Source organism: Roseomonas sp. GC11 (genome assembly GCF_024437745.1).
In the GTDB taxonomy this organism is placed as follows: Bacteria; Pseudomonadota; Alphaproteobacteria; order Acetobacterales; family Acetobacteraceae; genus Pseudoroseomonas.
The window spans coordinates 24,289-46,435 of the sequence record NZ_JANFNY010000038.1 but is presented as its reverse complement, the minus strand read 5'-3'; the positions used below and the strand labels follow the sequence as shown (position 1 = coordinate 46,435).

Here is a 22,147-nt window from a genome sequence, read left to right as displayed (position 1 = left end):
GGCGGCACCAGCGCCAGCCCGGCCGCCTGGAGCCCGGCCACCGCCTCGCCCGCGCCGCGCCGCAGCCCGAGCCGCAGCCGCGCCCCATCCACCGCCAGGGACACGATATCCACCGAGGCGACCTCCGGGCTGCCCTTCAGCCGCCGCCGCAGGTCGAGCCACTCGCGCAGGCCGGAGAAACGCGCCTCCGCCTCGATATAGCTGTTGGCCGGGGTGGTCAGGATGCTGGGCATGACCGGCGCCGCCGCATCCCCCGGCGGCAGGCCGCTGCCGAGCGGCGGGCCGGCGAAGGCGCCAGGGGCGGCGCTGGCCGCGCCGCCGCCCATCCCCGCGCCCATCCCCGCCACGGCGCGGCCGGGGCCACCGGCGCGGGAGGGATTGAAATTCACCGTGAGGCGGCCGGAATAGCCGGTGCGGCTGCTGCGCTCCTCCTCGACGATGATGCTGCTGACCATCGAATCGATCTGGGAATCGCTCAGCCCCTTGGGCAGGCCCAGGGCATCGGCCATGCGGTCATAGGCGAGGCGCTGGGCGGCGGCCAGGGCGCGGGTGCGCGCCACCACGGCGTTCTCCGCCGTTGCCTCGGCCGGGACGCCGCGCTGGGTATAGGCATCGGCCGGGGCCTCGCCGCCCATCGGGGCGCCAAGCGGTGGCAGGGCCTGGGCCCAGGCTGCACCAGCAGGGGCTGCGCCACCATGGGGCGTTACCCCAGGGACAGCACAGAGCAGACCCCCCATCACAATGGTTGCGGCCAGCCTCCGAAAGTGTTGCATTCCGCCCCCTTGGAAGCCCGGCATGGCGAAGTCTCCGCGGCCGGGCCTTTTGCGCATAGCCGATCGGGCCCCCTGATGACCAGTCTGACCTACCGGGACGCCGGTGTTGATATCGAAACCGGCGACGCCCTCGTGGATGCCATCAAGCCGCTGGCGCGCGCCACGGACCGGCCGGGGACCATGGGGTCCCTCGGCGGCTTCGGCGCGCTGTTCGACCTGAAGGCGGCTGGCTACAGCGACCCCGTCCTGGTCTCCTCCACCGATGGCGTGGGCACCAAGCTGCGCCTCGCCATCGACTGCGCCATGCATGACGCCGTGGGCATCGACCTGGTTGCCATGTGCGTGAACGACCTCGTGGTGCAGGGCGCCGAGCCGCTGTTCTTCCTCGACTATTTCGCCACCGGCAAGCTGGAGCTGGCGCAGGCCCGCGCCGTCATCGCCGGCATCGCCGAGGGCTGCCGGCAGGCCGGCTGCGCCCTTGTCGGCGGCGAGACGGCCGAGATGCCGGGCATGTACGCCAAGGATGACTACGACCTCGCCGGCTTCTCGGTGGGCGCCGCCGAGCGCGGCGGCCTGCTGCCCAGGCCCGATGTCGGCCCCGGCGACGTGGTGCTGGGCCTTGCCTCCTCCGGCGTGCATTCCAACGGCTTCTCGCTGGTCCGCCGCATCCTGGCCGCCGCCGGGCAGGACATCGCCGCCCCCGCGCCCTTCGCCGCGAGCCAAGGGGGGGGCCAAGGGGAGGAGCAGAGCATGGGGCAGGCGCTGCTGGCGCCGACGCGCATCTATGTGAAGTCGCTGCTCGCCCTGCACCGCGCCGGGCTGCTGAAGGCGGCCGCCCATATCACCGGCGGCGGCCTGCCCGGCAACCTGCCGCGCGTGCTGCCCAAGGGGAGCGTGGCCGTGCTCGACGCCACCGCCTGGAGCGTGCCGCCCGTCTTCGCCTGGCTGGCTCAGGCCGGCAATGTGGTGCCGGAGGAGATGCTGCGCGTCTTCAACTGCGGCATCGGCATGTGCGTGGTGGTGACGGCGGCGGAGGCCGAGGCCGCCACCGCGCTCCTCGCCGCCCAGGGTGAGACGGTGTTCCGCATCGGCCGGATCGAGGCCGGCACGGCGGGCGCCGCCGCCGAGGTGAAGGTGGAGAACCTCTCCCCGCGCTGGCCCGCCGCATGACGGCGCGCCGCCGCACCGCCATCCTGATCTCGGGGCGGGGCAGCAACATGGCGGCGCTGCTGGCCGCCGCCGCCGACCCCGCCTACCCGGCGGAGATCGTGCTGGTGCTGTCCAACCGCGCCGATGCCGGCGGGCTTGCCCGCGCGGCGGAGGCCGGCATCCCGACCGCCGTGGTGGAATCCCGCCCCTTCGGCAGGGACCGCGCCGCCTTCGAGGCGGCGGTGGAGCAGGAACTGGCCCGCCACGGCGTCGAGTTGATCGCGCTCGCCGGCTTCATGCGCGTGCTGACCGAGGGCTTCACCCAGCGCTGGGCGGGGCGGATGGTGAATATTCATCCCTCCCTGCTGCCGGCCTTTCCGGGGCTGGACACCCATGCCCGTGCCCTGGCCGCCGGGGTGCGGCTGCATGGCTGCACCGTGCATCTGGTGACGCCGGGGGTGGATGAAGGCCCGATCCTGGCCCAGGCCGCGGTGCCGGTGCTGGAGGGGGATAGCGAATCCAGCCTCGCCGCGCGGGTGCTGGCGGAGGAGCACCGCCTCTACCCCGCCGCCCTGGCCTGGGTGGCGGAAGGGCGCGTGCGCCTGGAGGAAGGCCGCGCGGTGATCGCCGCCCAGCCGGGGGCCAGCGCCCCGGCCCTGCGCAACCCGGCCTGACTCTGGGTCTGCCTCTTGGCTTGCCTTTGGGCCTGCCTTGGGGCCTGAGTGTGGGCGCCCCGCCCGGGAAGGGCGGGGTGTGCCCATTCAATCGCCGCTGAAGGCGGCGAAATTGTCCGGCGTCAGGGGGGCCGCGACGCCCGGCGCCGGGCCGGCATTGCTGTTGGCGTGCAGCAGGATGACCTCCGCCTTCTGCGCCGAGGGCTCCGGCATCGGGGCGAGGACGACGCGGTTCCGCCCCTCCCGCTTGGCGGTGTAGAGCGCCTGATCGGCCCGCTTCATCAGCGTGTCCGGCGCGCCATCCTCCTCCAGCGTGGCGACGCCGAGGCTGGCGGTGATGGAGAGCGCCCCCGCCGGGGTGGGGACGGGCGTGGCCGCCAGGGCGGCGCGCAGCTTCTCCGCCACCAGCTCGGCCGCATCCAGCGGCAGGCCGGGGAGGAGCAGGGCGAATTCCTCGCCCCCCAGCCGCGCCGCGAGGCCCGGCCGCTGTTCCACCACGCGGGCCACGCCGCGCAGCACGGCATCCCCCACATCATGCCCGTAGGTGTCGTTGACCGATTTGAAGCGGTCCACATCCAGCATGACCAGCGAGACGCAGCGGCTGCTGGCCTGGGCGCAGAGCGGCTGGGCGCGCTCGAAGAAGGTGCGGCGGTTGGGCAGCTCGGTCAGCGCGTCCAGCTCGGCGCGGCGGATCAGCTCGCGCTGCGCGTGGCGCAGCCGCTCCACCGCGCGCAGCCGGGCGAAGAGTTCGAGCTTCTGCACCGGCTTGCGCAGCACCTCATCCGCGCCGCTGTCCAGCGCCTCCTCCAGCCGGTCGAGGCCGGGGCCGGAGGTCATGGCGATGACATGCAGCACGCGGTTGGTATCCGTCAGCGTCCGCGCCACCCAGCAGAGTTCGAGGCCCGCCGCTTCCGGCAGGTCCAGGCTGGTGATCAACAGGTCCAGCGCCGTGTCGTGGCGCAGCTTCTCCATCGCGGCGGTGCGATCCGCGGCGTGGAACACCTCGTGGCCGCGGCTGCCCAGCATGGCGGCCATGCCGCGCCTGGTGCCACGACTCGGATCGACGAGCAGGATCCGCATCCTCTTCTCCCTGGCTTGTGTTCAGGATGCAGGGAGAAGTTTGAGGAAAAGGTTAAAGGTGGGGCGGGGAGGGGGAAGGAAAATGGTACAAAGTCATGTTCTTTTTTGAAAAAAAGAACCAAAAAACTTTTTCCAGACAGCGTCCCGCAGAGGGCCTGAAGCGGGACGCCGAACTGAAAAAGTCTTTTTGCTTCTTTTTCTTCAGAAAAAGAAGATTCTAGCTCTGAATCAATTTCACTTTGCGCCCTTCGACGCCCAGTGCCAGCCGCCCGCCCTTCAGCGCCAGCGCCGCCTGCCCGAAGACCTGCCGGCGCCAGCCATGCAGGGCCGGGATCTGCGGTTCCGCCTCGCTGGCCAGCCGCTCCAGCTCGTCGCTGGAGGCGATGAGGCGCGGCGCCACGTCATGCTCCTCCGCCTTGGCGGCCAGCAGCACCTTCAGCAGGGCGATCAGCGCGGGGGAGGCGGGGGGGCCGCTGCGGTTGTCGCGCGCCGGCTCGGGCAGGGCGGAATCGGGCAGCTCGCGCGCCGCCACCAGCGCGGCCAGCAGCCCGGCGCCGGTCTTGCCCTCGGCGAAGCCCTTGGTGATGCCGCGCGCGCGCGACAATTCGGTGGCCGTGGTGGGGCTGGTGGCGGCGATCTCCAGCAGCGTCTCGTCGCGCACCAGGCGCTGGCGGGGGATGTTCACCCGCTGTGCCTCGCGCTCCCGCCACGCCGCCAGGGCTTGCACGGCGGCCAGGAAGCGGCGGTTGCTGGAGCGCGGCTTCAGCCGCTCCCACGCCGTCTCCGGGTCCTGGCGATAGGTGGCGGGGTCGGTCAGCTCCGCCATTTCCTCGGCCACCCAGGAGAGGCGGCCCTCCTGCGTCAGCCGCTCCACCAGCGCGGTATAGACGCGGCGCAGATGGGTGACGTCGGCGGCGGCATAGTTGATCTGCGCGGCCGAGAGCGGGCGGGCCGCCCAGTCGGAGAAGCGGTGCGCCTTGTCGATCTGGGCCCCGGCCAGGGCGCGGACGAGGCTGTCATAGCTCGCCTGGTCGCCGAAGCCGGCCACCATGGCGGCGATCTGCGTGTCGAAGAGCGGGCGGGGCGGGGCGCCGAAGCGCAGCAGGCAGATTTCCACATCCTGCCGGGCCGCGTGGAACACCTTGGTGACCTTGGGGTCCGCCAGCAATTCGCCGAGCGGGGCGAGGTCCAGCCCTTCGGCCATGGCGTCGATCACCGCCACGTCGTCCTCGCCGGCCAGCTGCACCACGCAGAGTTCGGGCCAATAGGTCCGTTCCCGCATGAACTCGGTGTCGACCGTGACGAAGGGCTCCGTGCGCAGCCGCGCGCAGAGCTCCGCAAGGGCCTCGGTGGTGGTGATCAGGACGGGGGTGGCGTCCTGCGCCTGGTTGCGTCGGCTCATCGTGCTGCTGTTCTAGCGAAGCAGGAGCGGGCCGCAAAGCCGGGGTGGCACCGGTTTCCGCCCCCGCCCTGCCGCTTGCCCTTGACAGGCCCCCCCCTGGCGGCCCCTTCTGCGGCCCCTTTCCCTCCGCAAGTTCCCGGGGTTTTCGATCCATGCACGCCTACCGCACCCATACCTGCGGCGCGCTGCGCGCCAGCGACGCGGGGATCACCGCCCGCCTGTCCGGCTGGGTGCACCGCAAGCGCGACCATGGCGGGCTGCTCTTCATCGACCTGCGCGACCATTACGGGCTGACCCAGTGCGTCATCCCCGCCGGGTCCGAGGTCTTCGCCGCCGCCGACGCGCTGCGCCCGGAGAGTGTCATCACCGTCACCGGCGAGGTGGTGGCGCGCGAGCCCTCCACCATCAATGAGAAGCTGCCCACCGGCGCCATCGAGCTGCGCGTCCGCGCCCTGGAGGTGCAGTCCGCCGCCGAGGTGCTGCCCATCCAGGTGGCCGGCGAGCAGGAATTCCCCGAGGATCTGCGCCTGCGCTACCGCTTCCTCGACCTGCGGCGGGAGAAGCAGCACCGCAACATGCTTCTCCGAGCTGGCGTCATCGCCTCGATCCGCCGCCGCATGATCGAGCAGGGTTTTGTTGAATATCAGACGCCGATCCTGACGGCGTCCTCGCCGGAAGGCGCGCGCGACTTCCTGGTGCCCAGCCGCAACCACCCCGGCACCTTCTACGCCCTGCCGCAGGCGCCGCAGCAGTTCAAGCAGCTGGCGATGGTGGCGGGCTTCGACCGCTACTTCCAGATCGCCCCCTGCTTCCGCGACGAGGCCAGCCGCGCCGACCGCTCCCCGGGCGAGTTCTACCAGCTCGACTTCGAGATGAGCTTCGTCACCCAGGAGGACGTCTTCGCCGCCATCGAGCCGGTGATGGAAGGCATCTTCGTGGAGTTCGGCGGTGGCCGGAAGGTGACGCCCGCGCCCTTCCCGCGCATCCCCTATGACACGGCGATGCTCGAATACGGCTCCGACAAGCCGGACCTGCGCAACCCTCTGAAGATCACCGACGTCACCGAAAGCTTCCGCGAGTCGGGCTTCGGGCTGTTTTCGAAGGTGGTGGCCGGCGGCGGCATCGTGCGCGCCATCCCGGCGCCGGGCGCGGCCGACCGGCCCCGCGGCTTCTTCGACAAGCTGAACGAGTGGGCCCGCGCCGAGGGCGCCGGCGGCCTCGGCTACATCCAGTTCGCCGCCGAGGGGCCGAAGGGCCCGATCGCCAAGAACCTGGAGGCCGAGCGCGTCGAGGCCATCCGCGCCGCCTGCAACCTGCAGCCGGGCGATGCCGTTTTCTTCGCCGCCGGCAAGAAGGACGAGACGCCGAAATTCGCCGGCAAGGTGCGCACCAAGCTGGGCGAGGAACTCGGCCTCATCACACAGGACGAATTCCGGTTCTGCTGGATCGTCGATTTCCCGATGTACGAGCTGAACGAGGAGACGGGGCAGGTCGATTTCAGCCACAACCCCTTCTCCATGCCGCAGGGCGGGCTGGAGGCGCTGAACTCCATGAACCCGCTCGACATCAAGGCCTTCCAGTACGACATCGTGTGCAATGGCATCGAGCTCTCCTCGGGCGCCATCCGCAACCACCGCCCGGACATCATGATCCGCGCCTTCGAGATCGCGGGCTACACCGAGCAGACGGTGGAGGAGCGCTTCGGCGGCATGCTGAACGCCTTCCGCTACGGCGCCCCCCCGCATGGCGGCTCGGCCCCCGGCATCGACCGCATGGTGATGCTGCTGGCCGATGAGCCGAATATCCGCGAGGTCATCCTCTTCCCGCTGAACCAGCAGGGGCAGGACCTGATGATGGGCGCGCCCGCGGCGGTGGAGCCGGCGCGGCTTAAAGAACTCTCCATCAAGCTCGATCTGCCGCCGGCGAAGGGTGCGGCGGCGCCCAAGGCTTCCTAACTTGGAGCGATGGCGCGCGGGGGATACCCTCCGCGTGCCATGCCCTGGCCCGGCCCCCGCCGGGCCACCCGCGCCTCGCCCGGCCCGCTCTGGCGATTGAGGCTGGGCGATTGAGGCCGGGCGATTGAGAAGGAAGACGACATGCGGCTGCGCGATATCCTGGCCGGCTCCCCCGCCCTCCCGCTCCTGGCCTTGCTGGCCCTGTCGGGGCCGGCGGCGGCCCAGGCCCCGCATGCCCCCGCAGGGGCGGCGGCGGTGCCGGGCACGGACGCCATGGTCCCCCATCGCGCCGCCTACCGCCTGCAACTCGACCGCGTGCGCCAGGGCGGCGACGTGGTGCAGGCCGAGGGCGCCATGCTGTTCGAGGTGCTCGACGCCTGCGACGGCTGGGCCAGCCGCCAGCGCCTGCAGCTGACCGTGGTGGACCGCTCCGGCCAGCAGATCGAGACCAGTTCCGATTACTCCACCTGGGAGAGCAAGGACGGCAAGCGCCTGCGCTTCACCCTGACGCAGACGGCGCAGGGCGCCGTGACCCAGCGCGTCAGCGGCGAGGCGGAGCTGGACAAGCCCCAGGGCAGCGGCACCGCCCGCTATGAGCAGCCGGCCGCCACCACCGTGCCGCTGCCGCCGGGCACGCTGCTGCCGATGGTCCACACCCTCCACGCGCTCGACCTGGCCCGCGCCGGGCAGACGCGCCTGCTCAATGCCCCGCTCTTCGACGGCACCAGCGAGGAAGGGGCGCAGGAGAGCACCACCCTGCTCTCGCCCTGGACGCCGCCGCCGGCCAACCCGCGCTTCCCGCTGATGGCCGGGCAGGGCAGCGCCCGCATGCGCATCGCCTTCTTCGGCAAGGATGCCGCCGCCGGGGCCAGCGCGCCGGAATACGAGGTCGGGCTGCGCTACTACGCCAATGGCGTGGCCGATGAGATGAACATGGATTTCGGCGATTTCGCCGTGAATGCCCTGATGCAGAGCCTGGAGAAAGTCCCGGCCGCCTGCTGACCGGCCGCCTGCTGACCGGAAGGGAGGCTTCTCTCCGGGGAAGACCCTCCCGCCCCGGGCGGGGCTGTCTTTCCTCCTTCCCCTTGGCCGTTCCGCCTGCCGCGCCTACAGCTTGCGCGGCAGCACAGGAGCGCCCCGCATGACCCAGCCCCTTCCGCGCGTCGCCTTCATCGGCACGGGTGGCACCATGGCCTCGCTCGGCCGTGACACGCTTGATATCCAGGACTATTCGGTGCTCGGCCAGGTGATGGGCGCGGCCGAGATCATGGCGCGGGTGCCGGAACTGGCGCGGGTGGCCGAGGTCTTCCCCCGCCCCTACAGCGCCGTCATCTCCAGCCGCATCGGCTTCAAGGACTGGAAGGCCCTGGCCGAGGAATGCCACCGCGCGGTGGCGGAGATCCCGGGCCTCGCCGGCATCGTCATCGGCCATGGCACCTCGACCATGGAGGAGACGGCCTATGCCCTCTCCCTCGGGCTGAAGATTGACATTCCCGTGGTGATGGTGGGGTCGCAGCGCCCGGCCAGCGGCCTGTCCTCCGACATGCCGATGAACCTGCTGAACGCCGTGCGCGTGGCGGGCCACCCGGACTCGCGCGGCATGGGCGTCATGCTGCTGCTGAACGATGAGATCCACGCCGCGCGTGAGGTCACCAAGACCTCCACCTGGCGGATGCAGACCTTCCGCACGCCGGATTTCGGCCTGCTCGGCCATGCCGATGCGGACCGCGTCGCCTTCTACCGCCGCCCCGCCCGCCGCACCGCGCCGGAGACCGAGTTCGACCTGCGCGCCATGGAGAGCCTGCCGCGCGTCGATATCACCTATGCCTATGCCGATTCGGACGGCACGGCGGTGCGGGCCTTCATCGCCGCCGGGGCGAAGGGCATCGTCTCCGCCGGCTTCGCCCCCGGCAACCCGACGCCCTGGGAGGCCGAGGCCCTGGCCGAGGCGGTGAAGCAGGGCGTCACCGTCGTGCAGTCCTGCCGCGTCGGCTCCGGGCGCGTCGTCCAGGGCAGCAAGATGGCCGAGCAGGGCATCCTGGCAGCCGACAACCTGAACCCGCAGAAGGCGCGCATCCTCCTCGCCTTCGCCCTGACGCGGACGCAGGACCCGGCCGAGATCACCCGGATCTTCGCCACTTACTGAGGCGCGGTCTGAAAAGGCGGGCCTTGAGGGGGCTTTGCCCCCTCAAACTCCCCCAGCAGGGGACAGGGTCCCCTGCACCCGCCTTTAGTTGGGTTTCCAAAGGCCGCAAGACATTGCCTCGCAGGAGCGTGCGCGATCTTCTCCGGTCATACGACAACTCTCTTCCCCAGGCGGAACGGGCGCGGTAGCCTCGCCGGCAAAGACTGGGGAGAATGACGTGCAAGACCTTGCAGCGCACGGCCGGGATGCCGAGCAGCTTTTCGCCGACCTGGCGGCCGAGGAAGCCGCCCTGCCGGAGCCGGGCTTCGAGATGGCCGCGGAGGACTGGATCGGATTCGCCCTGTTCTGGGCGATGTCGCTGATCGTCTTCCTGCAGTTCTTCAGCCGCTACATCCTGAACAACAGCATCGCCTGGACCGAGGAAATCGCCAGCTACATGCTGATGGTGCTGTGCTTCTGGGGCAGTGCCCTGGCGGCGCGGCGAGGGACGCATATCGCCGTGGAATTCGCCCTCGACGCGCTGCCGCGCGGGGCGCGGCGCTGGGCGCGGCTGGTCGTCACGCTCGCCACCACCGGCTTCTTCGCCATCAGCGCCGTGCTCACCTGGCAGGTGGCGGAGGCCATGCGCTTCCAGCCCATGGTCGCCATCGAGGTGCCGCTCTCGGTCGTCTATTACGGCATCCTGGCCGGGCTGGTGCTGACCGTGCTGCGCAGCGTGCAATACGCCATCACCCGCTTCCGCGCCGGGGAGCCGGAAGGCCCCGTAGACCCCTCGCTCTCGGGGGTGAAGCTGTGACGGCGCTTCTCTTCCTTTCCTTCTGCGGCCTGCTGCTGGCGGGCATTCCGGTGGCGGTGGCGCTGGGCGGTTCCTCTCTGCTCTATGTCTGGACGGAAGGCGCCCTGCCGCCGCTGGTCGTGCTGCACCGCATGGCCAGCGGGGTGGAGAGCTTCCCGCTGCTGGCCATTCCCTTCTTCATCATGGCCGGCAGCCTGATGAACTCGGCCGGCATCACGGAACGCATCTACAGCTTCGCCGTCGCCCTGGTGGGCTGGCTGCGCGGCGGGCTCGGCCATGTGAATGTGGTGGGCAGCGTCATCTTCGCCGGCATGTCCGGCACCGCGGTGGCCGATGCGGGCGGCATCGGCAATATCGAGATCCGCGCGATGCAGGACCACAAATACCCCCTGCCTTTCGCCGTGGGCCTGACTGCCGCCTCCTCCACCATCGGGCCGATCATCCCGCCCAGCCTGCCGATGGTGATCTTCGGCGTCATGGCCAATGCCTCGATCGGCCAGCTTTTCGCCGCCGGGGTCATTCCGGGCTTCCTGATGGCCGGCATCCTGATGGTGTGGGTGGCCGTGGAGGCGCGGCGCAAGAAGTTCGACCGTGACGCCGCCTTCTCCCTCCCCCGGCTCGGGCACAGCTTCAAGCGCGCCTTCCTGCCGCTGATGACGCCCGTGCTGCTGGTGGGCGGCATGAGCACCGGCGCCTTCACGCCGACGGAGGCGGCCATCGCCGCCACCTTCTACGCGCTCTTCCTCGGGGCCGTGGTCTATCGCAGCCTGTCCTGGCGCGGCTTCGTGCGCGTCAGCATGGAGACGCTGGAGACCACCGCCGTCGTCCTCCTCATCGTCGCCGGGGCGAGTATCTTCGGCTGGCTCGTCACCACCACGCGCATCACTGATGGCATCGCCGAATTCGTGCTCTCGATCACGCGCGAGAAGTGGCTGGTGCTGCTGCTGGTGAATCTTTTCCTGCTGTTCATCGGCTGCTTCCTGGAGACGATCGCCGCCATCACCATCCTGGTGCCGGTGCTGATGCCGCTGATGACGCAGGTGGGGGTGGACCCGGTGCATTTCGGCATCATCATGGTGCTGAACCTGATGATCGGCCTGCTGACGCCGCCCGTGGGCATGGTTCTTTTCATCCTGACCCGCGTCTCCGGCCTGACGTTCGAGCAGACGACGCGCGCCACCGCGCCCTTCCTGATCCCGCTCTTCTTCTGCCTGGGGCTGGTCACTTTCTGGGAGCCGCTCTCGATGTGGCTGCCGACGATGATGTATCGTTAAGAAAAATATTCTTGTTCCGAAGAATTTTTTCAGTTTGGCGTCGCGCCTTAAGATTGTGGCGCGACGCTGCCTGAAAAAAGTTTTTTGGTTCTTTTTTCCTAAAAAAGAACCGCTGCCTGCGGCCCTTTTTTTTAATCCTCCTCAATCCCCGACGGCCCATAACCCTGGCCTGCCCCAGGAGTGGAGCCGCCATGCCTCGCCTGACCTTCGGCCTTGTCCGCCGCCTGCTGCTGCTGGCGCTCTTGCCGCTGCTGGCCGGGGTGGTGCTGTCGGCACTCGGGGCGGAACTGGCCGGCCGCCATGCCCGTGCCCCGCTGGAGGAGCACGCCGCCGAAGCCGCCGCCGCCCAGGCCCGGCTGGAGGTGGAGGCGATGCAGACGCGCATGGCCGGCTATGCCAGCGCCCTCGCTCTGCGGCCGGATCTGCTGGCCGCGCTCCCGGATGCCGCGCGGCTGCGCGCGCCCTTGCTGGAGGCCTTCCAGGCCCTGCGCGCGGCGGACCCCACCATCGCGGTGCTGGAGGTGACGGATGCGCGCGGCCGCGTGCTGCTGCGCGCCCACAACCCGGCCCAGGCGGGGGATGACAAATCCGCCGTGCCCGATGTCGCCGCCGCCCTGCGCGGGGAGCTGGCGCGCGGCGCCCTGGTCTCCCCCACCAGCGGCGCGCTGGCGGTGGGGGCGGTGGCGCCGCTGCGCGCCGGCGGCGCCGTGCTCGGCACGCTGAAGGTGGCGGGCAATTTCAACGCCGCCACCGCCGCCGCGCTGGCCCAGCAATCCCAGGCGGCGGTGCTGCTGATCGGCGCCGGGAAGCTGACCGCCAGCACCCTGCCCGGGGTGGAGGCGGCCGCCCTGCCGCCCGGCTGGCTCACCCCTGGCGCCGCCCCCGCCGCCGCGCCGCTGGCGCTGGGCGGGGTGGAATACCTTGCCTACCCCGTGCCGGTGCGCGGCGTGGATGGCCGGCCGCAGGGGCTGGTCATCACCCTCGCCACCCGCGCCCCCTGGGAGGCCATGGGGGCGGAAAACCGTCTGGCCATCCTGGTGGTGGGGGGTGGCATCCTGCTGCTGGCCCTGCCGCTGGCCTGGATCAGCGCGGCGCGGCTGGCGCGGCCGCTCAGCGGTGTCGCTACCAGCCTGCGCCGCATGGCCCAGGGCGAGCTGGACGCGCCCATGCCGCCGCCCAGCCGGGTGCCGGAGGTGGCGGCCATGCTGCATGGCCTGGCCGCGCTGGGGGAGGCCGCGCGCCAGGCCCGCCGCCTGGAGGCCGAGGCCGCCGAGGCCACCCGCCGCGAGGCCGAGCGCCGCCGCGCCGAGACCCTGGCCCTGGCCCGGCAGGTGGAGGAGGCCCTGGGCGCCGTGGCCGAGCAGTTGGGCCACTCCGCCGGGGCGCTGGACACGGTGGCCGGCACGCTGGCGGAGAGCACCGCCCGCGCCACCGGCCTCGCCGGCAGCGCCAGCGAGGGGGCCGGGCGGGCGCAGCAGGATGTGCAGGCCGTCGCCACCGCCGCCGAGCAGATGGCCGCCTCGGTCAGCGAGATCACCCGCCGCGTCGCGGAGGCGGCCAGCCTCGCGCGGCTGGCCGCCGAGCAGGCCGGCACCACCGAGCAGACGGTGCGCGCCCTGGCCGGCAGCACGGCGCAGATCGAATCGGTGGTGGAGCTGATCCGCGATATCGCCAGCCGCACCAACCTGCTGGCGCTGAACGCCACCATCGAGGCCGCCCGCGCCGGGGAGGCCGGCAAGGGCTTCGCCATCGTCGCCAACGAGGTCAAGCAGCTGGCCGCGCAGAGCGCCCGCGCCACCGATGAGATCGCCGCGCAGATCAGCCAGATGCAGGCCGTGGCCGGGCAGGCCCGCATGGCCATCGATGGCATCGCCGGCACGGTGGCGCAGAATGATGGCATCACCGCCGGCATCGCCGCGGCGGTGGAGGAGCAGAGCGTGGCCACGCGGGAAGTCGCCCGTGCCGCCGCCGCCGCCGCGAGCCATACCGAGGCCGCGGCGCAGAGCATCGCCGGCGTCGCCGGCGCCATGGCGGAGGCCGATGGCGCCGTGCGCCAGATGCGCGGCGCCACCGGCGAGGTCAGCCAGCAGGGGGTGCGCCTGCGCGGCAATCTGGAGCAATTGCTGCGCAGCCTGCGCGGTGCCGCCTGAGCCTCCGCCCGAGTCTCCGCCTGGGCCGGAGAGGCCCGGGCGTTTCTCCGTTCCGGAGAAAATTTCCCCCGGGCCGAGAAAATCAGGCCTTTAAAATGCGCCGGACCCGCAGCCCGCCGCGTGCCGCCATGGCCCGCCAGCGCAACGTCATCAGCAGGGCGACGCAGCCCAGGCCGCAGGCCAGGCCGATCCAGACACCGGGTGGCCCCATCGCCGCCGGGAAGCCGAGGCCGAGCCCCACCGGCAGGGCCAGCCCCCAATAGCCCAGCGCGGCGATCAGCATGGGGGTGCGGGTGTCCTTCAGCCCGCGCAGCGCGCCGGCGGCCACGGCCTGCACGCCATCGGCCAGCTGGAAGACACCCGCCACCATCAGCAGCGTCGCCGCCAGGGCGCGGGTCTCCGGCCGCTCGGCGGGGAGGAAGGCGGCGGCGATGGCCTCGTTCAGCAGCAGCAGCAGCACCGCCATGGCCACCATGAAGCCGGCGCCGAGGCCGATGGCCGTCCATCCCGCGCGCCAGGCGCCGCGGGCATCGCCGGCCCCGGCGGCGAGGCCGACCCGCGCCGTCGCCGCCTGGCCGATGCCCATGGGCACCATGAAGCTGGCGCTGGCCACCTGGAGCGCCACGGCATGCGCCGCCACCGCGCTGGCGCTGAACCAGCCCATGACGAGGCCGGTGGCGCTGAAAATGCCGATCTCCATCAGCATGGTGCTGGCGATGGGCAGGCCGAGGCGCGCGACTTCCGCCATGCGGCGCCAGTCGGTGCGCCAAAAACGGCCGGCGAGGCGGAAGCGCCGCAGCCGCCGGTCCGCCCGGATCCAGAGCGCGAGGCCGAGCAGCATGGACCCGTTGGCGAGGGCGCTGGACAGCCCCGCCCCCACCACGCCCCAGGAGGGCATGTCCAGCCCGCCCCCCACCAGCAGATAGACCAGCACGGCATTCAGCAGCACCGCCCCGGCGGAGACGCAGAGCGCCGGCCCCGGCCGCTGGAGCGCCGCCAGGAAGCCGCGCAGCAGCAGGAAGCCGTAGAAGGCGGGCATGCCCCAGAGCAGGGCGCGGTTGTAGCTCTGCGCCGCCTCGGCCAGGGCGGGGTCCTGCCCGGTGGCGCGCAGGATGGCGCCGGTGTGCCAGAGCGCGGTGCCCAGCACGGCGAAGAGCGGCAGCATCAGCCAGGCGGCCTGCCGCAGGGTGCGGCGCATCTCGCGCATGTGGCGCGCCACCCGGCCGCGCTCCTGCGCCAGCATGGCGGCGGCGGCGAAGCCGAGGCCGAAGGGCAGCGCCATGGCGATGAAATAGAGGTTGCCGCCCAGGGTGGCCGCCGCCAGCGGCACCTCGCCCAGGCGGCCCAGGAAGAAGGTATCGGTCAGCACCAGCGCGATCTGCGACAGGTTGGTCAGCGCCAGGGGCCAGGCGAGCGCCAGCATCGCCCGCGCCTCTCCTCCCCACCCGCGCGACCTTTCAGGGTCGTGTCTCATGATGCGGCGGGCTGTAGCGCAGCCCCGCGCAAAAAGCCTGCGACGTTCTTGTGTAGGGCGGCGGAGGGGCGGCTTGTGCGGTTGTGGAGGGGGCTGGGGTTCGCGGCTGGCGCGCGGTGCTGGCGGCGGTGACACGTTGCGTAAAGTTTAGGCTTGCGCGGGGGCTAGCCCGGGGGGTGGGGGCTGTGTCACGCTGGACGCGGGGCAGGCATGCTTTTTGCTGCCGGCTTCCCAACAACAGATTTCGGGAGCTTGCTTCATGACCGTCCGGATGTCCGCGCCCAGGCGCGCCCTGATGCTGGGGGCCGCGGCGCTCGCCCTGCTGGCCGCCGCGCCGCGCGCCGAGGCGCAGAACCTGACCATCGCCATTGGCGGTTCGGTCACCTCGCTCGATCCGCATTTCTACAACGCCTCGCCCAACAACAGCGTGGCCAGCCACTTCTTCGACAAGCTGGTGGAGTTTGACGAGAAGGCGCAGCTCATCCCGCTGCTGGCCGAATCCTGGAAGCCGGTCGCGGAGACGGTGTGGGAATTCAAGCTGCGCCGGGGCGTGAAGTGGCATGACGGGCGCGACTTCACGGCGGAGGATGTGGCCTTCACCATCCAGCGCGCGCCCAATGTGCCCAACAGCCCGGGCGGCTTCGGCGCCTTCGTGCGCGCGGTGCAGAAGGTGGAGATCATCGACCCGCTGACCATCCGCTTCCACACCCCCGGCCCCTATCCGATGCTGCCGACGGATTTCGCCTCGGTCGCCATCATCTCCCGCCATGCCGGGCAGAACGCCGCCACCGAGGATTACAACAGCGGCAAGGCCATGGTGGGCACCGGGCCTTATCGCTTCACCGCCTATGCGCCGGGCAACCGGGTGCAGATGGAGCGCAACGAGGCCTATTGGGGTGGCCGTCCCTCCTGGGGGAAGGTGGATTACCGCGTGATCTCCTCCCCGCCGGCGCGCACGGCGGCGATCCTGGCGGGCGATGTCGATATCATCGACACCGTGCCCTCCTCCGACATTCCGGGGCTGCGGGGCGAGGCGAATCTGAAGCTGACCAGCATCCAGGGCCTGCGCGTCATCTATCTGGCGCCGGACCGCTCGCGCTCGGACAACCCGATTTTCGTCACCGACAATGATGGCAAGCCGCTGGCGCAGAACCCGTTCAACGATGTGCGGGTGCGGCGGGCGCTGTCGCTGGCGATCAGCCGCGAGGGGCTGGCGGACCGCGTGATGCTGGGCACCGCCCAGCCGGCCGGGCAGTGGCTGCCGCCCGGGGCCTATTCCTACAACCCCGCCGTGGCGCCGCCGAAGCAGGATCTGGAGACGGCCAAGCGCCTGCTGACCGAGGCCGGCTTCCCCAACGGCTTCCGCATGACGCTGCACACGCCCAATGACCGCTACCCCAACGATGCCCGCACCGCCCAGGCGGTGGCGCAGATGTGGACGCGCCTTGGCGTGCAGACGCAGGTGGAGGCGCTGCCGTGGTCGGCCTTCTCGGTGCGCTCCAGCCGGCAGGAATTCGGCATGCGCCTGGTGGGCTGGGGCAGCGCCACGGGCGAAGCTTCCTATGCGCTGGTCAATATCCTCGGCACCTATGACACCGAGAAGCGCACGGGGGCCAACAATGCCGGCCGCTACTCCAACCCGGCGCTGGATGCGCTGACGGCGCGCGCCCTCGGCACGCTGGACGATGGCAGGCGTGAGGAACTGCTGCGTGAGGCGGTGAAGATGGCGATGGACGACGTGGCCATCATCCCGCTGCACCAGCTGGTGAACACCTGGGCGGTGAAGAAGAGCCTGAACCACACGCCGCGCATGGATGAGCGCACCCGCGCCATGGATGTGACGCCGGGGAATAGCTGAAAGCTGCGGGGGCGCTGCCCCCGCACCCCCGCCGGGGTGGCAGGGCCACCCCGGACCCCGCCATCCGCCGGCGCTTTCTGATGGCGGGGTCCGGGGGGACCCTGTCCCCCCGGCGGAGGGGTCTGGGGAGGCGGAGCCTCCCCAGAGAGTTTTCTTTCCCGTCTGGGGAGGCGGAGCCTCCCCAGAGAGCAAAGACCAAGCCTGGGGAGGCGGAGCCTCCCCAGGACGTTGAAATAGCCAGGGCGTGGGATTCCGCTCTAGGCTGGTGACCGAAAGCCCGCGGTGAAGCGGGCCGTTTCGGGAGACCGCCATGCATCGTCGCGTGTTGCTCGCCGCCCCGCTCCTGGCCGCGCCCCTGCTGGCCGCGGCGCAGCCGGCCGGCGTTGTCTTCGAGGAATTCCTGGTGCCCGGGGGTGATCCGGGCATCCAGCTCTATCTGCGCAACAAGCGGCCCGAATCGGCCACCCCGGCGCGGGCGGACCGCACCGTGCTCTGCGTCCATGGCGCCACCTATCCGGCCAGCACCAGCTTCGACCTCGCCATCGGCGGCGTGTCGTGGATGGACTACATGGCCGGGCGTGGATTCGATGTCTGGTGCCTGGACCTGCGCAATTATGGCCGCTCGACGCGTGAGGCGGCGATGGGCCAGCCGGCCGAGGGCCATGCGCCCCTGACGCGCGGCGAGGTGGCGCAGAAGGACATCGCCGCCGCCGCCGCCTTCATCCGCGAGAAGCGCGGCATTGGCCGCATGGTGCATCTGGGCTGGTCCTGGGGCAGCAGCCTGCAGGCGCGCTTCGCCGCCGACAATCCGGGGCTGGTGGAGCGGCTGGTGCTCTACGCCCCGCAATGGCTGCGCGAGGCGCCCTCGCCCGCCGCCGCCGGGGCGGGGGAGACGCTCGGCGCCTATCGCAGCGTGACGCGGGCGCAGGCGCGGGCGCGCTGGATGGCCGGGGTGCCGGAGAATCGCCGTGCCAGCCTCTTCCCCGCCGGGTGGTATGAGCACTGGGCCGATTCGACCTTCGCGACGGACCCGGAGGGGATGCGGCAGGTGCCTTCCGTGCTGCGCGCCCCCAATGGCGTGCTGGCCGATGCGCGGGAGACATGGCTGGCCGGCAAGCCCTATTACGACCCCGCCGCCATCACCGCGCCCACCCTGGTGGTGCTGGCCGAATGGGACCAGGACACCCCCCCGGCGCTGGCCACCGCCTTGTTTCCGCTGCTGACCCGCAGCCCCGGCAAGCGGCTGGTGCTGCTGGGGGAGGGGACGCATGGCATCATGCTGGAGCGCAACCGGGGTGCCCTGTTCCAGGCGGTGCAGGTCTTCCTGGAGGAGACAATCGCTGCCTGAGGCCGCCGCCAAGCTTGTTCCGCGCGCGCGCTGCGCTTACATGGGAGATGTCACCTGTTTCGGTGCGGCCTGCGTTTGCTCCCTATCCCCGTCCAGGCGGGGCGAAGCGTGCCTGGTGCCCGTTCCCAATCGAGGCTGATCCGCCGTGCATGTCGCGCGGCGGCACTTCATGCAACGGAGCACCGCAATGGCTGTCGGTACCGTCAAGTGGTTCAACGCGACCAAGGGCTATGGCTTCATCCAGCCGGAGGACGGCTCGAAGGATGTGTTCGTGCACATCTCCGACGTGCAGCGCGCCGGCCTGCAGGGCCTGAACGAGGGCGCCCGCGTTGAGTTCGAGCCGCAGCGCGGCCGCGAGGGCAAGGTTTCCGCCGGCAACCTGAAGCTGGCCTGATCCGCTTCCGCCGGGCCTGCCCGCCGCCAGCGGCGGCGGGCGCTGGCAGAAAAAGATGATGGGGGTCCGGGGGAAGAATTCATTCTTCCCCCGGTTCTCATTCTGTTGTCCGATGACCCGTTGACACTCTTCCCGCCCCGGCCGAGGCTCCGCCTGGATTGGGAGAGAAGCGGGTATGGACCAGACCCAGAAGAAATTCCGCCTGCGCAGCCAGCGCTGGTTCGACGACCCGGACGACCCGGGCATGACGGCGCTGTATATCGAGCGCTTCCTGAATTTCGGCCTGACCCGCGGTGAGCTGCAGTCGGGCAAGCCGATCATCGGCATCGCCCAGACGGGCAGCGATATCGCCCCCTGCAACCGCCACCACCTGGCCCTGGCCGAGCGCGTGAAGGCCGGCATCCGCGATGCCGGCGGCATTCCGCTGGAATTCCCGATCCACCCCATCCAGGAAACCGGCAAGCGCCCGACCGCCGCGCTGGACCGCAACCTGGCCTATCTCTCGCTGGTCGAAATCCTGCACGGCTACCCGCTGGATGGCGTGGTGCTGACCACGGGCTGCGACAAGACCACCCCCGCCTGCCTGATGGGCGCCGCCACGGTGAATATCCCGGCCCTGGTGCTCTCCGGCGGGCCGATGCTGGATGGCCATTGGAAGGGGCGCCTCTCCGGCTCCGGCACCATCGTCTGGGAGGCGCGCAAGAAGCTCGCCGCCGGCGAGGTGGACTATGAGGGCTTCATGAACATGGTGGCGAGCAGCGCCACCAGCATCGGCCATTGCAACACGATGGGCACGGCGCTGTCGATGAACTCGCTGGCCGAGGCGCTGGGCATGTCCCTGCCGGGCTGCGCGGCGATTCCGGCGGCCTATCGCGAGCGCGGCCAGATGGCGCACGCCACCGGTATGCGCATCGTCGAGATGGTGCGCGAGAATCTGCGCCCCAGCGACATCATGACGCGCGAGGCCTTCGAGAACGCCATTGTGACGGCGAGCGCCATTGGCGCCTCCTCCAACTGCCCGCCGCATCTCGTCGCCATCGCCCGCCACATGGGCGTGGAACTGACGACGGAGGACTGGCAGGGCATCGGCGCCGATATCCCGCTGCTCGTCGATTGCCAGCCCGCCGGCCGCTTCCTGGGCGAGGCCTTCTTCCGCGCCGGCGGCATCCCCGCCGTGATGCGCGAGCTGCTGGAGGCCGGCAAGCTGCATGGCGGGGTGAAGACCGCCAGCGGCCGCAGCCTGGCCGAGAACCTCGCCGGCCTTGAGGAGCCGGACCGCGAGGTGATCCGCGCCTATGCCACGCCGATGAAGACGCAGGCCGGCTTCGTCGTGCTCTCCGGCAATATTTTTGACAGCGCGGTGATGAAGGTCAGCGTCATCGACGAGACCTTCCGCAGGCGCTACCTCTCCACCCCCGGCGCGGAAGACGTCTTCGAGGGCAAGGTCGTCGTCTTCGAGGGGCCGGAGGATTACCACGACCGCATCGAGGACCCGGATCTCGGCGTCGATGAGCGCACCGTGCTGGTCATCCGCAACTGCGGCCCGGTGGGCTATCCCGGCAGCGCCGAGGTGGTGAACATGCAGCCGCCCGCCGCCCTCATCAAGCAGGGCATCGACACCCTGCCCACCATGGGCGATGGCCGGCAGAGCGGCACCTCCGCCAGCCCCTCCATCCTCAATGTCTCGCCGGAGGCGGCGGTGGGCGGCGGCCTCGCCCTGCTGAAATCGGGCGACCCGATCCGCATCGACCTCAAGACGCGCAAGGTGGATGTGCTGATCCCGGCGGAGGAACTCGCCGCCCGCCGCGCCGCCTGGGCGCCGCCAAAATTGCAGCACAAGACGCCGTGGGAAGAAATCTACCGCTCCATGGTGGGCCAGCTCAGCCAGGGCGGCTGCCTGGAGCCGGCGACGCTCTACCTCAACATCCTCGAGACGCGCGGCGAGAGCCGCCACAACCACTGAGGCGCGCAGATGGCCGGACGTCTCGACGGGAAAAAATGCTTCCTGACGGCGGCGGGGCAGGGCATCGGCCGCGCCGCCGCCCTGGCCTATGCGGCGGAGGGCGCCACGGTCGTCGCCACCGACCGTGACGGGGAGAAGCTGAAGGCGCTGGAGGCGCAGGGGATCACCACCCAGGCGCTGGACGTGCTGGATGACGCGGCGGTGCGGGCCACCATCGCCGCTCATGGGCCCTTCGACGTGGTGTTCAACTGCGCCGGCTTCGTCCACCAGAACACGGCGGAAAGCTGCACCGATGCGGATTGGGATTTCGCCTTCGCGCTGAATGTCCGCGCGCAGTGGAAGGTGATCCAGGCCGTCATCCCCGGCATGCTGGAGCGTGGCGGCGGGGCCATCGTCAACATGGCCTCGGCCGCCGGCTCGGTGAAGGGTGTGGCCAACCGCTTTGTCTATGGCGCGACCAAGGCGGCGGTGGTGGGCATGACCAAGAGCGTCGCCGCCGACTATGTGACGCGCGGCATCCGCTGCAACTGCGTCTGCCCCGGCACGGTGGACACGCCCTCGCTCGGCGAGCGCATTTCCGCCAATGCCGCTGTCGCGGGCAGCGTGGAGGCGGCGCGCGCCGCCTTCGTCGCGCGCCAGGCCATGGGCCGGCTGGCGACGGCGGAGGAGATCGCCGCGCTGGTGATCTATCTCTCCGTACCGGAATCCGCTTTTGTCACCGCGCAGGCCATCGTCATCGATGGTGGCTGGACCAACTGAGCGCAGAGGGAAACACCAGATCATGAAGCTGTTGCGCTATGGCCCGCAGGGCCAGGAGAAGCCGGGCCTGCTGGATGCCGAGGGCGCGATCCGCGATCTCTCCGGCGTGGTGCCGGAACTGGCGGGCGAGGCGCTCTCCCCCGCCGGGCTGGCGAAGCTCGCCGCGCTCGACACCGCCAGCCTGCCGCGCGTCGAGGGCACGCCGCGCCTGGGCGCGCCGGTGGCCGGGATGAAGAATTTTGTCTGTATCGGCCTCAACTATGCCGACCATGCGGCGGAGACGGGCGCGCCGATCCCGAAGGAGCCGATCATCTTCCTCAAGTCGCTCGGCGCCCTCCAGGGGCCGAATGACGACGTGGAAATCCCCCCCGGCAGCGTGAAGACGGATTGGGAGGTGGAACTGGCCGTCATCATCGGCAGCCGCGCGAAGAATGTGACGGAGGCCGAGGCGCTGGACCATGTGGCCGGCTATGCCGTCTGCAACGATGTCTCGGAGCGTGAGCACCAGATCGAGCGCGGCGGCACCTGGGACAAGGGCAAGGGCCACGACACCTTCGGCCCGCTCGGCCCCTGGCTGGTGACGAAGGACGAGGTGCCGGACCCGCAGGACCTCGCCATGTTCTGTGAGGTTGATGGCCACCGCTACCAGGATGGCTCGACGCGCACGATGATCTTCGGCGTGGCGAAGCTGGTGTCCTATGTCTCGCACTTCATCACGCTGCATCCGGGCGACGTGATCACCACCGGCACGCCGCCGGGCGTCGGCATGGGCCAGAAGCCGCCGGTCTATCTGAAGGCCGGCCAGACCATCCGCCTGGGCATCCAGGGGCTGGGCGAGCAGGTGCAGAAGACGTATCAGGGCTAAGAATCTTCTTTTTCTGAAGAAAAAGAAGCAAAAAGACTTTTTCCGTTGGCGTCCCGCTTCAGGCCTGAGGCGGGACGCCAAACTGAA

17 protein-coding genes and 1 pseudogene are annotated in these 22,147 nt (G+C 70.6%); 14 read left to right on the top strand and 4 right to left on the bottom strand.

Features of this window, described 5'->3' with window-relative positions; translation table 11 throughout:
- A pseudogene (locus tag NON00_RS13345) lies at window positions 1-635 on the bottom strand (hypothetical protein); the annotation flags it as partial.
- Between the two features lie 213 nt (window positions 636-848).
- On the opposite strand from NON00_RS13345, the gene purM reads away from it, so the two are divergent.
- Both purM and purN read left to right on the top strand, forming a co-directional pair.
- On the top strand, window positions 849-1,943 hold the full coding sequence (gene purM, locus NON00_RS13340) for a phosphoribosylformylglycinamidine cyclo-ligase (protein WP_256021819.1): 1,095 nt from the start codon (window positions 849-851) through the stop codon (window positions 1,941-1,943).
- Window positions 1,940-2,596 (top strand): phosphoribosylglycinamide formyltransferase, encoded by a 657-nt coding sequence (gene purN / locus NON00_RS13335; protein WP_256021816.1) that lies wholly within the window; start codon window positions 1,940-1,942, stop codon window positions 2,594-2,596. Before purM ends, purN begins: the two co-directional genes overlap by 4 nt.
- An 87-nt stretch (window positions 2,597-2,683) precedes the next feature.
- Here purN and NON00_RS13330 read toward each other — a convergent pair whose 3' ends face one another.
- Window positions 2,684-3,676 (bottom strand): diguanylate cyclase domain-containing protein, encoded by a 993-nt coding sequence (locus NON00_RS13330; protein WP_256021812.1) that lies wholly within the window; start codon window positions 3,674-3,676, stop codon window positions 2,684-2,686.
- A gap of 217 nt (window positions 3,677-3,893) precedes the next feature.
- Window positions 3,894-5,078, bottom strand: coding sequence for a ribonuclease D (gene rnd, locus NON00_RS13325; RefSeq protein ID WP_256021808.1), 1,185 nt, complete (start codon window positions 5,076-5,078; stop codon window positions 3,894-3,896).
- Window positions 5,079-5,230: 152 nt separating this feature from the next.
- Here rnd and aspS point away from each other — a divergent pair, with 152 nt between their 5' ends.
- The 6 genes from aspS to NON00_RS13295 all read left to right on the top strand — a co-directional run bounded on the left by aspS (window position 5,231) and on the right by NON00_RS13295 (window position 13,399).
- Complete coding sequence (gene aspS, locus NON00_RS13320) at window positions 5,231-7,033, top strand: aspartate--tRNA ligase (RefSeq protein WP_256021805.1); 1,803 nt, start codon at window positions 5,231-5,233, stop codon at window positions 7,031-7,033.
- Window positions 7,034-7,174: 141 nt separating this feature from the next.
- On the top strand, window positions 7,175-8,035 hold the full coding sequence (locus tag NON00_RS13315) for an EipB family protein (protein ID WP_256021801.1): 861 nt from the start codon (window positions 7,175-7,177) through the stop codon (window positions 8,033-8,035).
- 139 nt (window positions 8,036-8,174) lie between these two features.
- The gene (locus NON00_RS13310) at window positions 8,175-9,179 is read left to right on the top strand and encodes an asparaginase (RefSeq protein ID WP_256021798.1); all 1,005 of its coding nucleotides are present in this window, start codon (window positions 8,175-8,177) and stop codon (window positions 9,177-9,179) included.
- Window positions 9,180-9,396: 217 nt separating this feature from the next.
- Window positions 9,397-9,975: a TRAP transporter small permease gene (locus NON00_RS13305; protein ID WP_256021795.1), complete on the top strand. Its 579-nt coding sequence runs from the start codon at window positions 9,397-9,399 to the stop codon at window positions 9,973-9,975.
- On the top strand, window positions 9,972-11,249 hold the full coding sequence (locus tag NON00_RS13300; protein WP_256021793.1) for a TRAP transporter large permease: 1,278 nt from the start codon (window positions 9,972-9,974) through the stop codon (window positions 11,247-11,249). Before NON00_RS13305 ends, NON00_RS13300 begins: the two co-directional genes overlap by 4 nt.
- A 191-nt stretch (window positions 11,250-11,440) precedes the next feature.
- Window positions 11,441-13,399, top strand: a complete 1,959-nt coding sequence (locus tag NON00_RS13295) for a methyl-accepting chemotaxis protein (RefSeq protein ID WP_256021790.1) — start codon at window positions 11,441-11,443, stop codon at window positions 13,397-13,399.
- Window positions 13,400-13,481: 82 nt separating this feature from the next.
- Here the strand turns inward: NON00_RS13295 and NON00_RS13290 are convergent, their stop codons facing one another.
- Window positions 13,482-14,822, bottom strand: coding sequence for an MATE family efflux transporter (locus NON00_RS13290; protein ID WP_256021786.1), 1,341 nt, complete (start codon window positions 14,820-14,822; stop codon window positions 13,482-13,484).
- Between the two features lie 310 nt (window positions 14,823-15,132).
- Between NON00_RS13290 and NON00_RS13285 the strand changes: the two genes are divergently transcribed.
- The 6 genes from NON00_RS13285 to NON00_RS13260 all read left to right on the top strand — a co-directional run bounded on the left by NON00_RS13285 (window position 15,133) and on the right by NON00_RS13260 (window position 22,060).
- Window positions 15,133-16,731, top strand: a complete 1,599-nt coding sequence (locus tag NON00_RS13285) for an ABC transporter substrate-binding protein (RefSeq protein WP_256021784.1) — start codon at window positions 15,133-15,135, stop codon at window positions 16,729-16,731.
- 310 nt (window positions 16,732-17,041) lie between these two features.
- Window positions 17,042-18,079, top strand: a complete 1,038-nt coding sequence (locus NON00_RS13280) for an alpha/beta hydrolase (protein ID WP_256021780.1) — start codon at window positions 17,042-17,044, stop codon at window positions 18,077-18,079.
- A 187-nt stretch (window positions 18,080-18,266) separates the two neighbouring features.
- Window positions 18,267-18,473 carry a cold-shock protein gene (locus tag NON00_RS13275; protein WP_256021776.1) on the top strand — a complete coding sequence of 69 codons (207 nt, stop codon included), beginning with the start codon at window positions 18,267-18,269 and terminating at the stop codon, window positions 18,471-18,473.
- Between the two features lie 175 nt (window positions 18,474-18,648).
- Window positions 18,649-20,436, top strand: a complete 1,788-nt coding sequence (locus NON00_RS13270; RefSeq protein WP_256021774.1) for an IlvD/Edd family dehydratase — start codon at window positions 18,649-18,651, stop codon at window positions 20,434-20,436.
- 9 nt (window positions 20,437-20,445) lie between these two features.
- Window positions 20,446-21,195, top strand: coding sequence for an SDR family oxidoreductase (locus tag NON00_RS13265; protein WP_256021770.1), 750 nt, complete (start codon window positions 20,446-20,448; stop codon window positions 21,193-21,195).
- Window positions 21,196-21,217: 22 nt separating this feature from the next.
- On the top strand, window positions 21,218-22,060 hold the full coding sequence (locus NON00_RS13260) for a fumarylacetoacetate hydrolase family protein (protein ID WP_256021767.1): 843 nt from the start codon (window positions 21,218-21,220) through the stop codon (window positions 22,058-22,060).
- Window positions 22,061-22,147: the final 87 nt, after the last annotated feature.

Bases quoted from the DNA above. Each gene is read 5' to 3' on its own strand.
- purM (WP_256021819.1), top strand. From the start codon at position 849: ATGACCAGTCTGACCTACCGGGACGCCGGTGTTGATATCGAAACCGGC.
- purN (WP_256021816.1), top strand. From the start codon at position 1,940: ATGACGGCGCGCCGCCGCACCGCCATCCTGATCTCGGGGCGGGGCAGC.
- NON00_RS13330 (WP_256021812.1), bottom strand. From the start codon at position 3,676: ATGCGGATCCTGCTCGTCGATCCGAGTCGTGGCACCAGGCGCGGCATG.
- rnd (WP_256021808.1), bottom strand. From the start codon at position 5,078: ATGAGCCGACGCAACCAGGCGCAGGACGCCACCCCCGTCCTGATCACC.
- aspS (WP_256021805.1), top strand. From the start codon at position 5,231: ATGCACGCCTACCGCACCCATACCTGCGGCGCGCTGCGCGCCAGCGAC.
- NON00_RS13315 (WP_256021801.1), top strand. From the start codon at position 7,175: ATGCGGCTGCGCGATATCCTGGCCGGCTCCCCCGCCCTCCCGCTCCTG.
- NON00_RS13310 (WP_256021798.1), top strand. From the start codon at position 8,175: ATGACCCAGCCCCTTCCGCGCGTCGCCTTCATCGGCACGGGTGGCACC.
- NON00_RS13295 (WP_256021790.1), top strand. From the start codon at position 11,441: ATGCCTCGCCTGACCTTCGGCCTTGTCCGCCGCCTGCTGCTGCTGGCG.
- NON00_RS13290 (WP_256021786.1), bottom strand. From the start codon at position 14,822: ATGCTGGCGCTCGCCTGGCCCCTGGCGCTGACCAACCTGTCGCAGATC.
- NON00_RS13285 (WP_256021784.1), top strand. From the start codon at position 15,133: ATGACCGTCCGGATGTCCGCGCCCAGGCGCGCCCTGATGCTGGGGGCC.
- NON00_RS13280 (WP_256021780.1), top strand. From the start codon at position 17,042: ATGCATCGTCGCGTGTTGCTCGCCGCCCCGCTCCTGGCCGCGCCCCTG.
- NON00_RS13275 (WP_256021776.1), top strand. From the start codon at position 18,267: ATGGCTGTCGGTACCGTCAAGTGGTTCAACGCGACCAAGGGCTATGGC.
- NON00_RS13270 (WP_256021774.1), top strand. From the start codon at position 18,649: ATGGACCAGACCCAGAAGAAATTCCGCCTGCGCAGCCAGCGCTGGTTC.
- NON00_RS13265 (WP_256021770.1), top strand. From the start codon at position 20,446: ATGGCCGGACGTCTCGACGGGAAAAAATGCTTCCTGACGGCGGCGGGG.
- NON00_RS13260 (WP_256021767.1), top strand. From the start codon at position 21,218: ATGAAGCTGTTGCGCTATGGCCCGCAGGGCCAGGAGAAGCCGGGCCTG.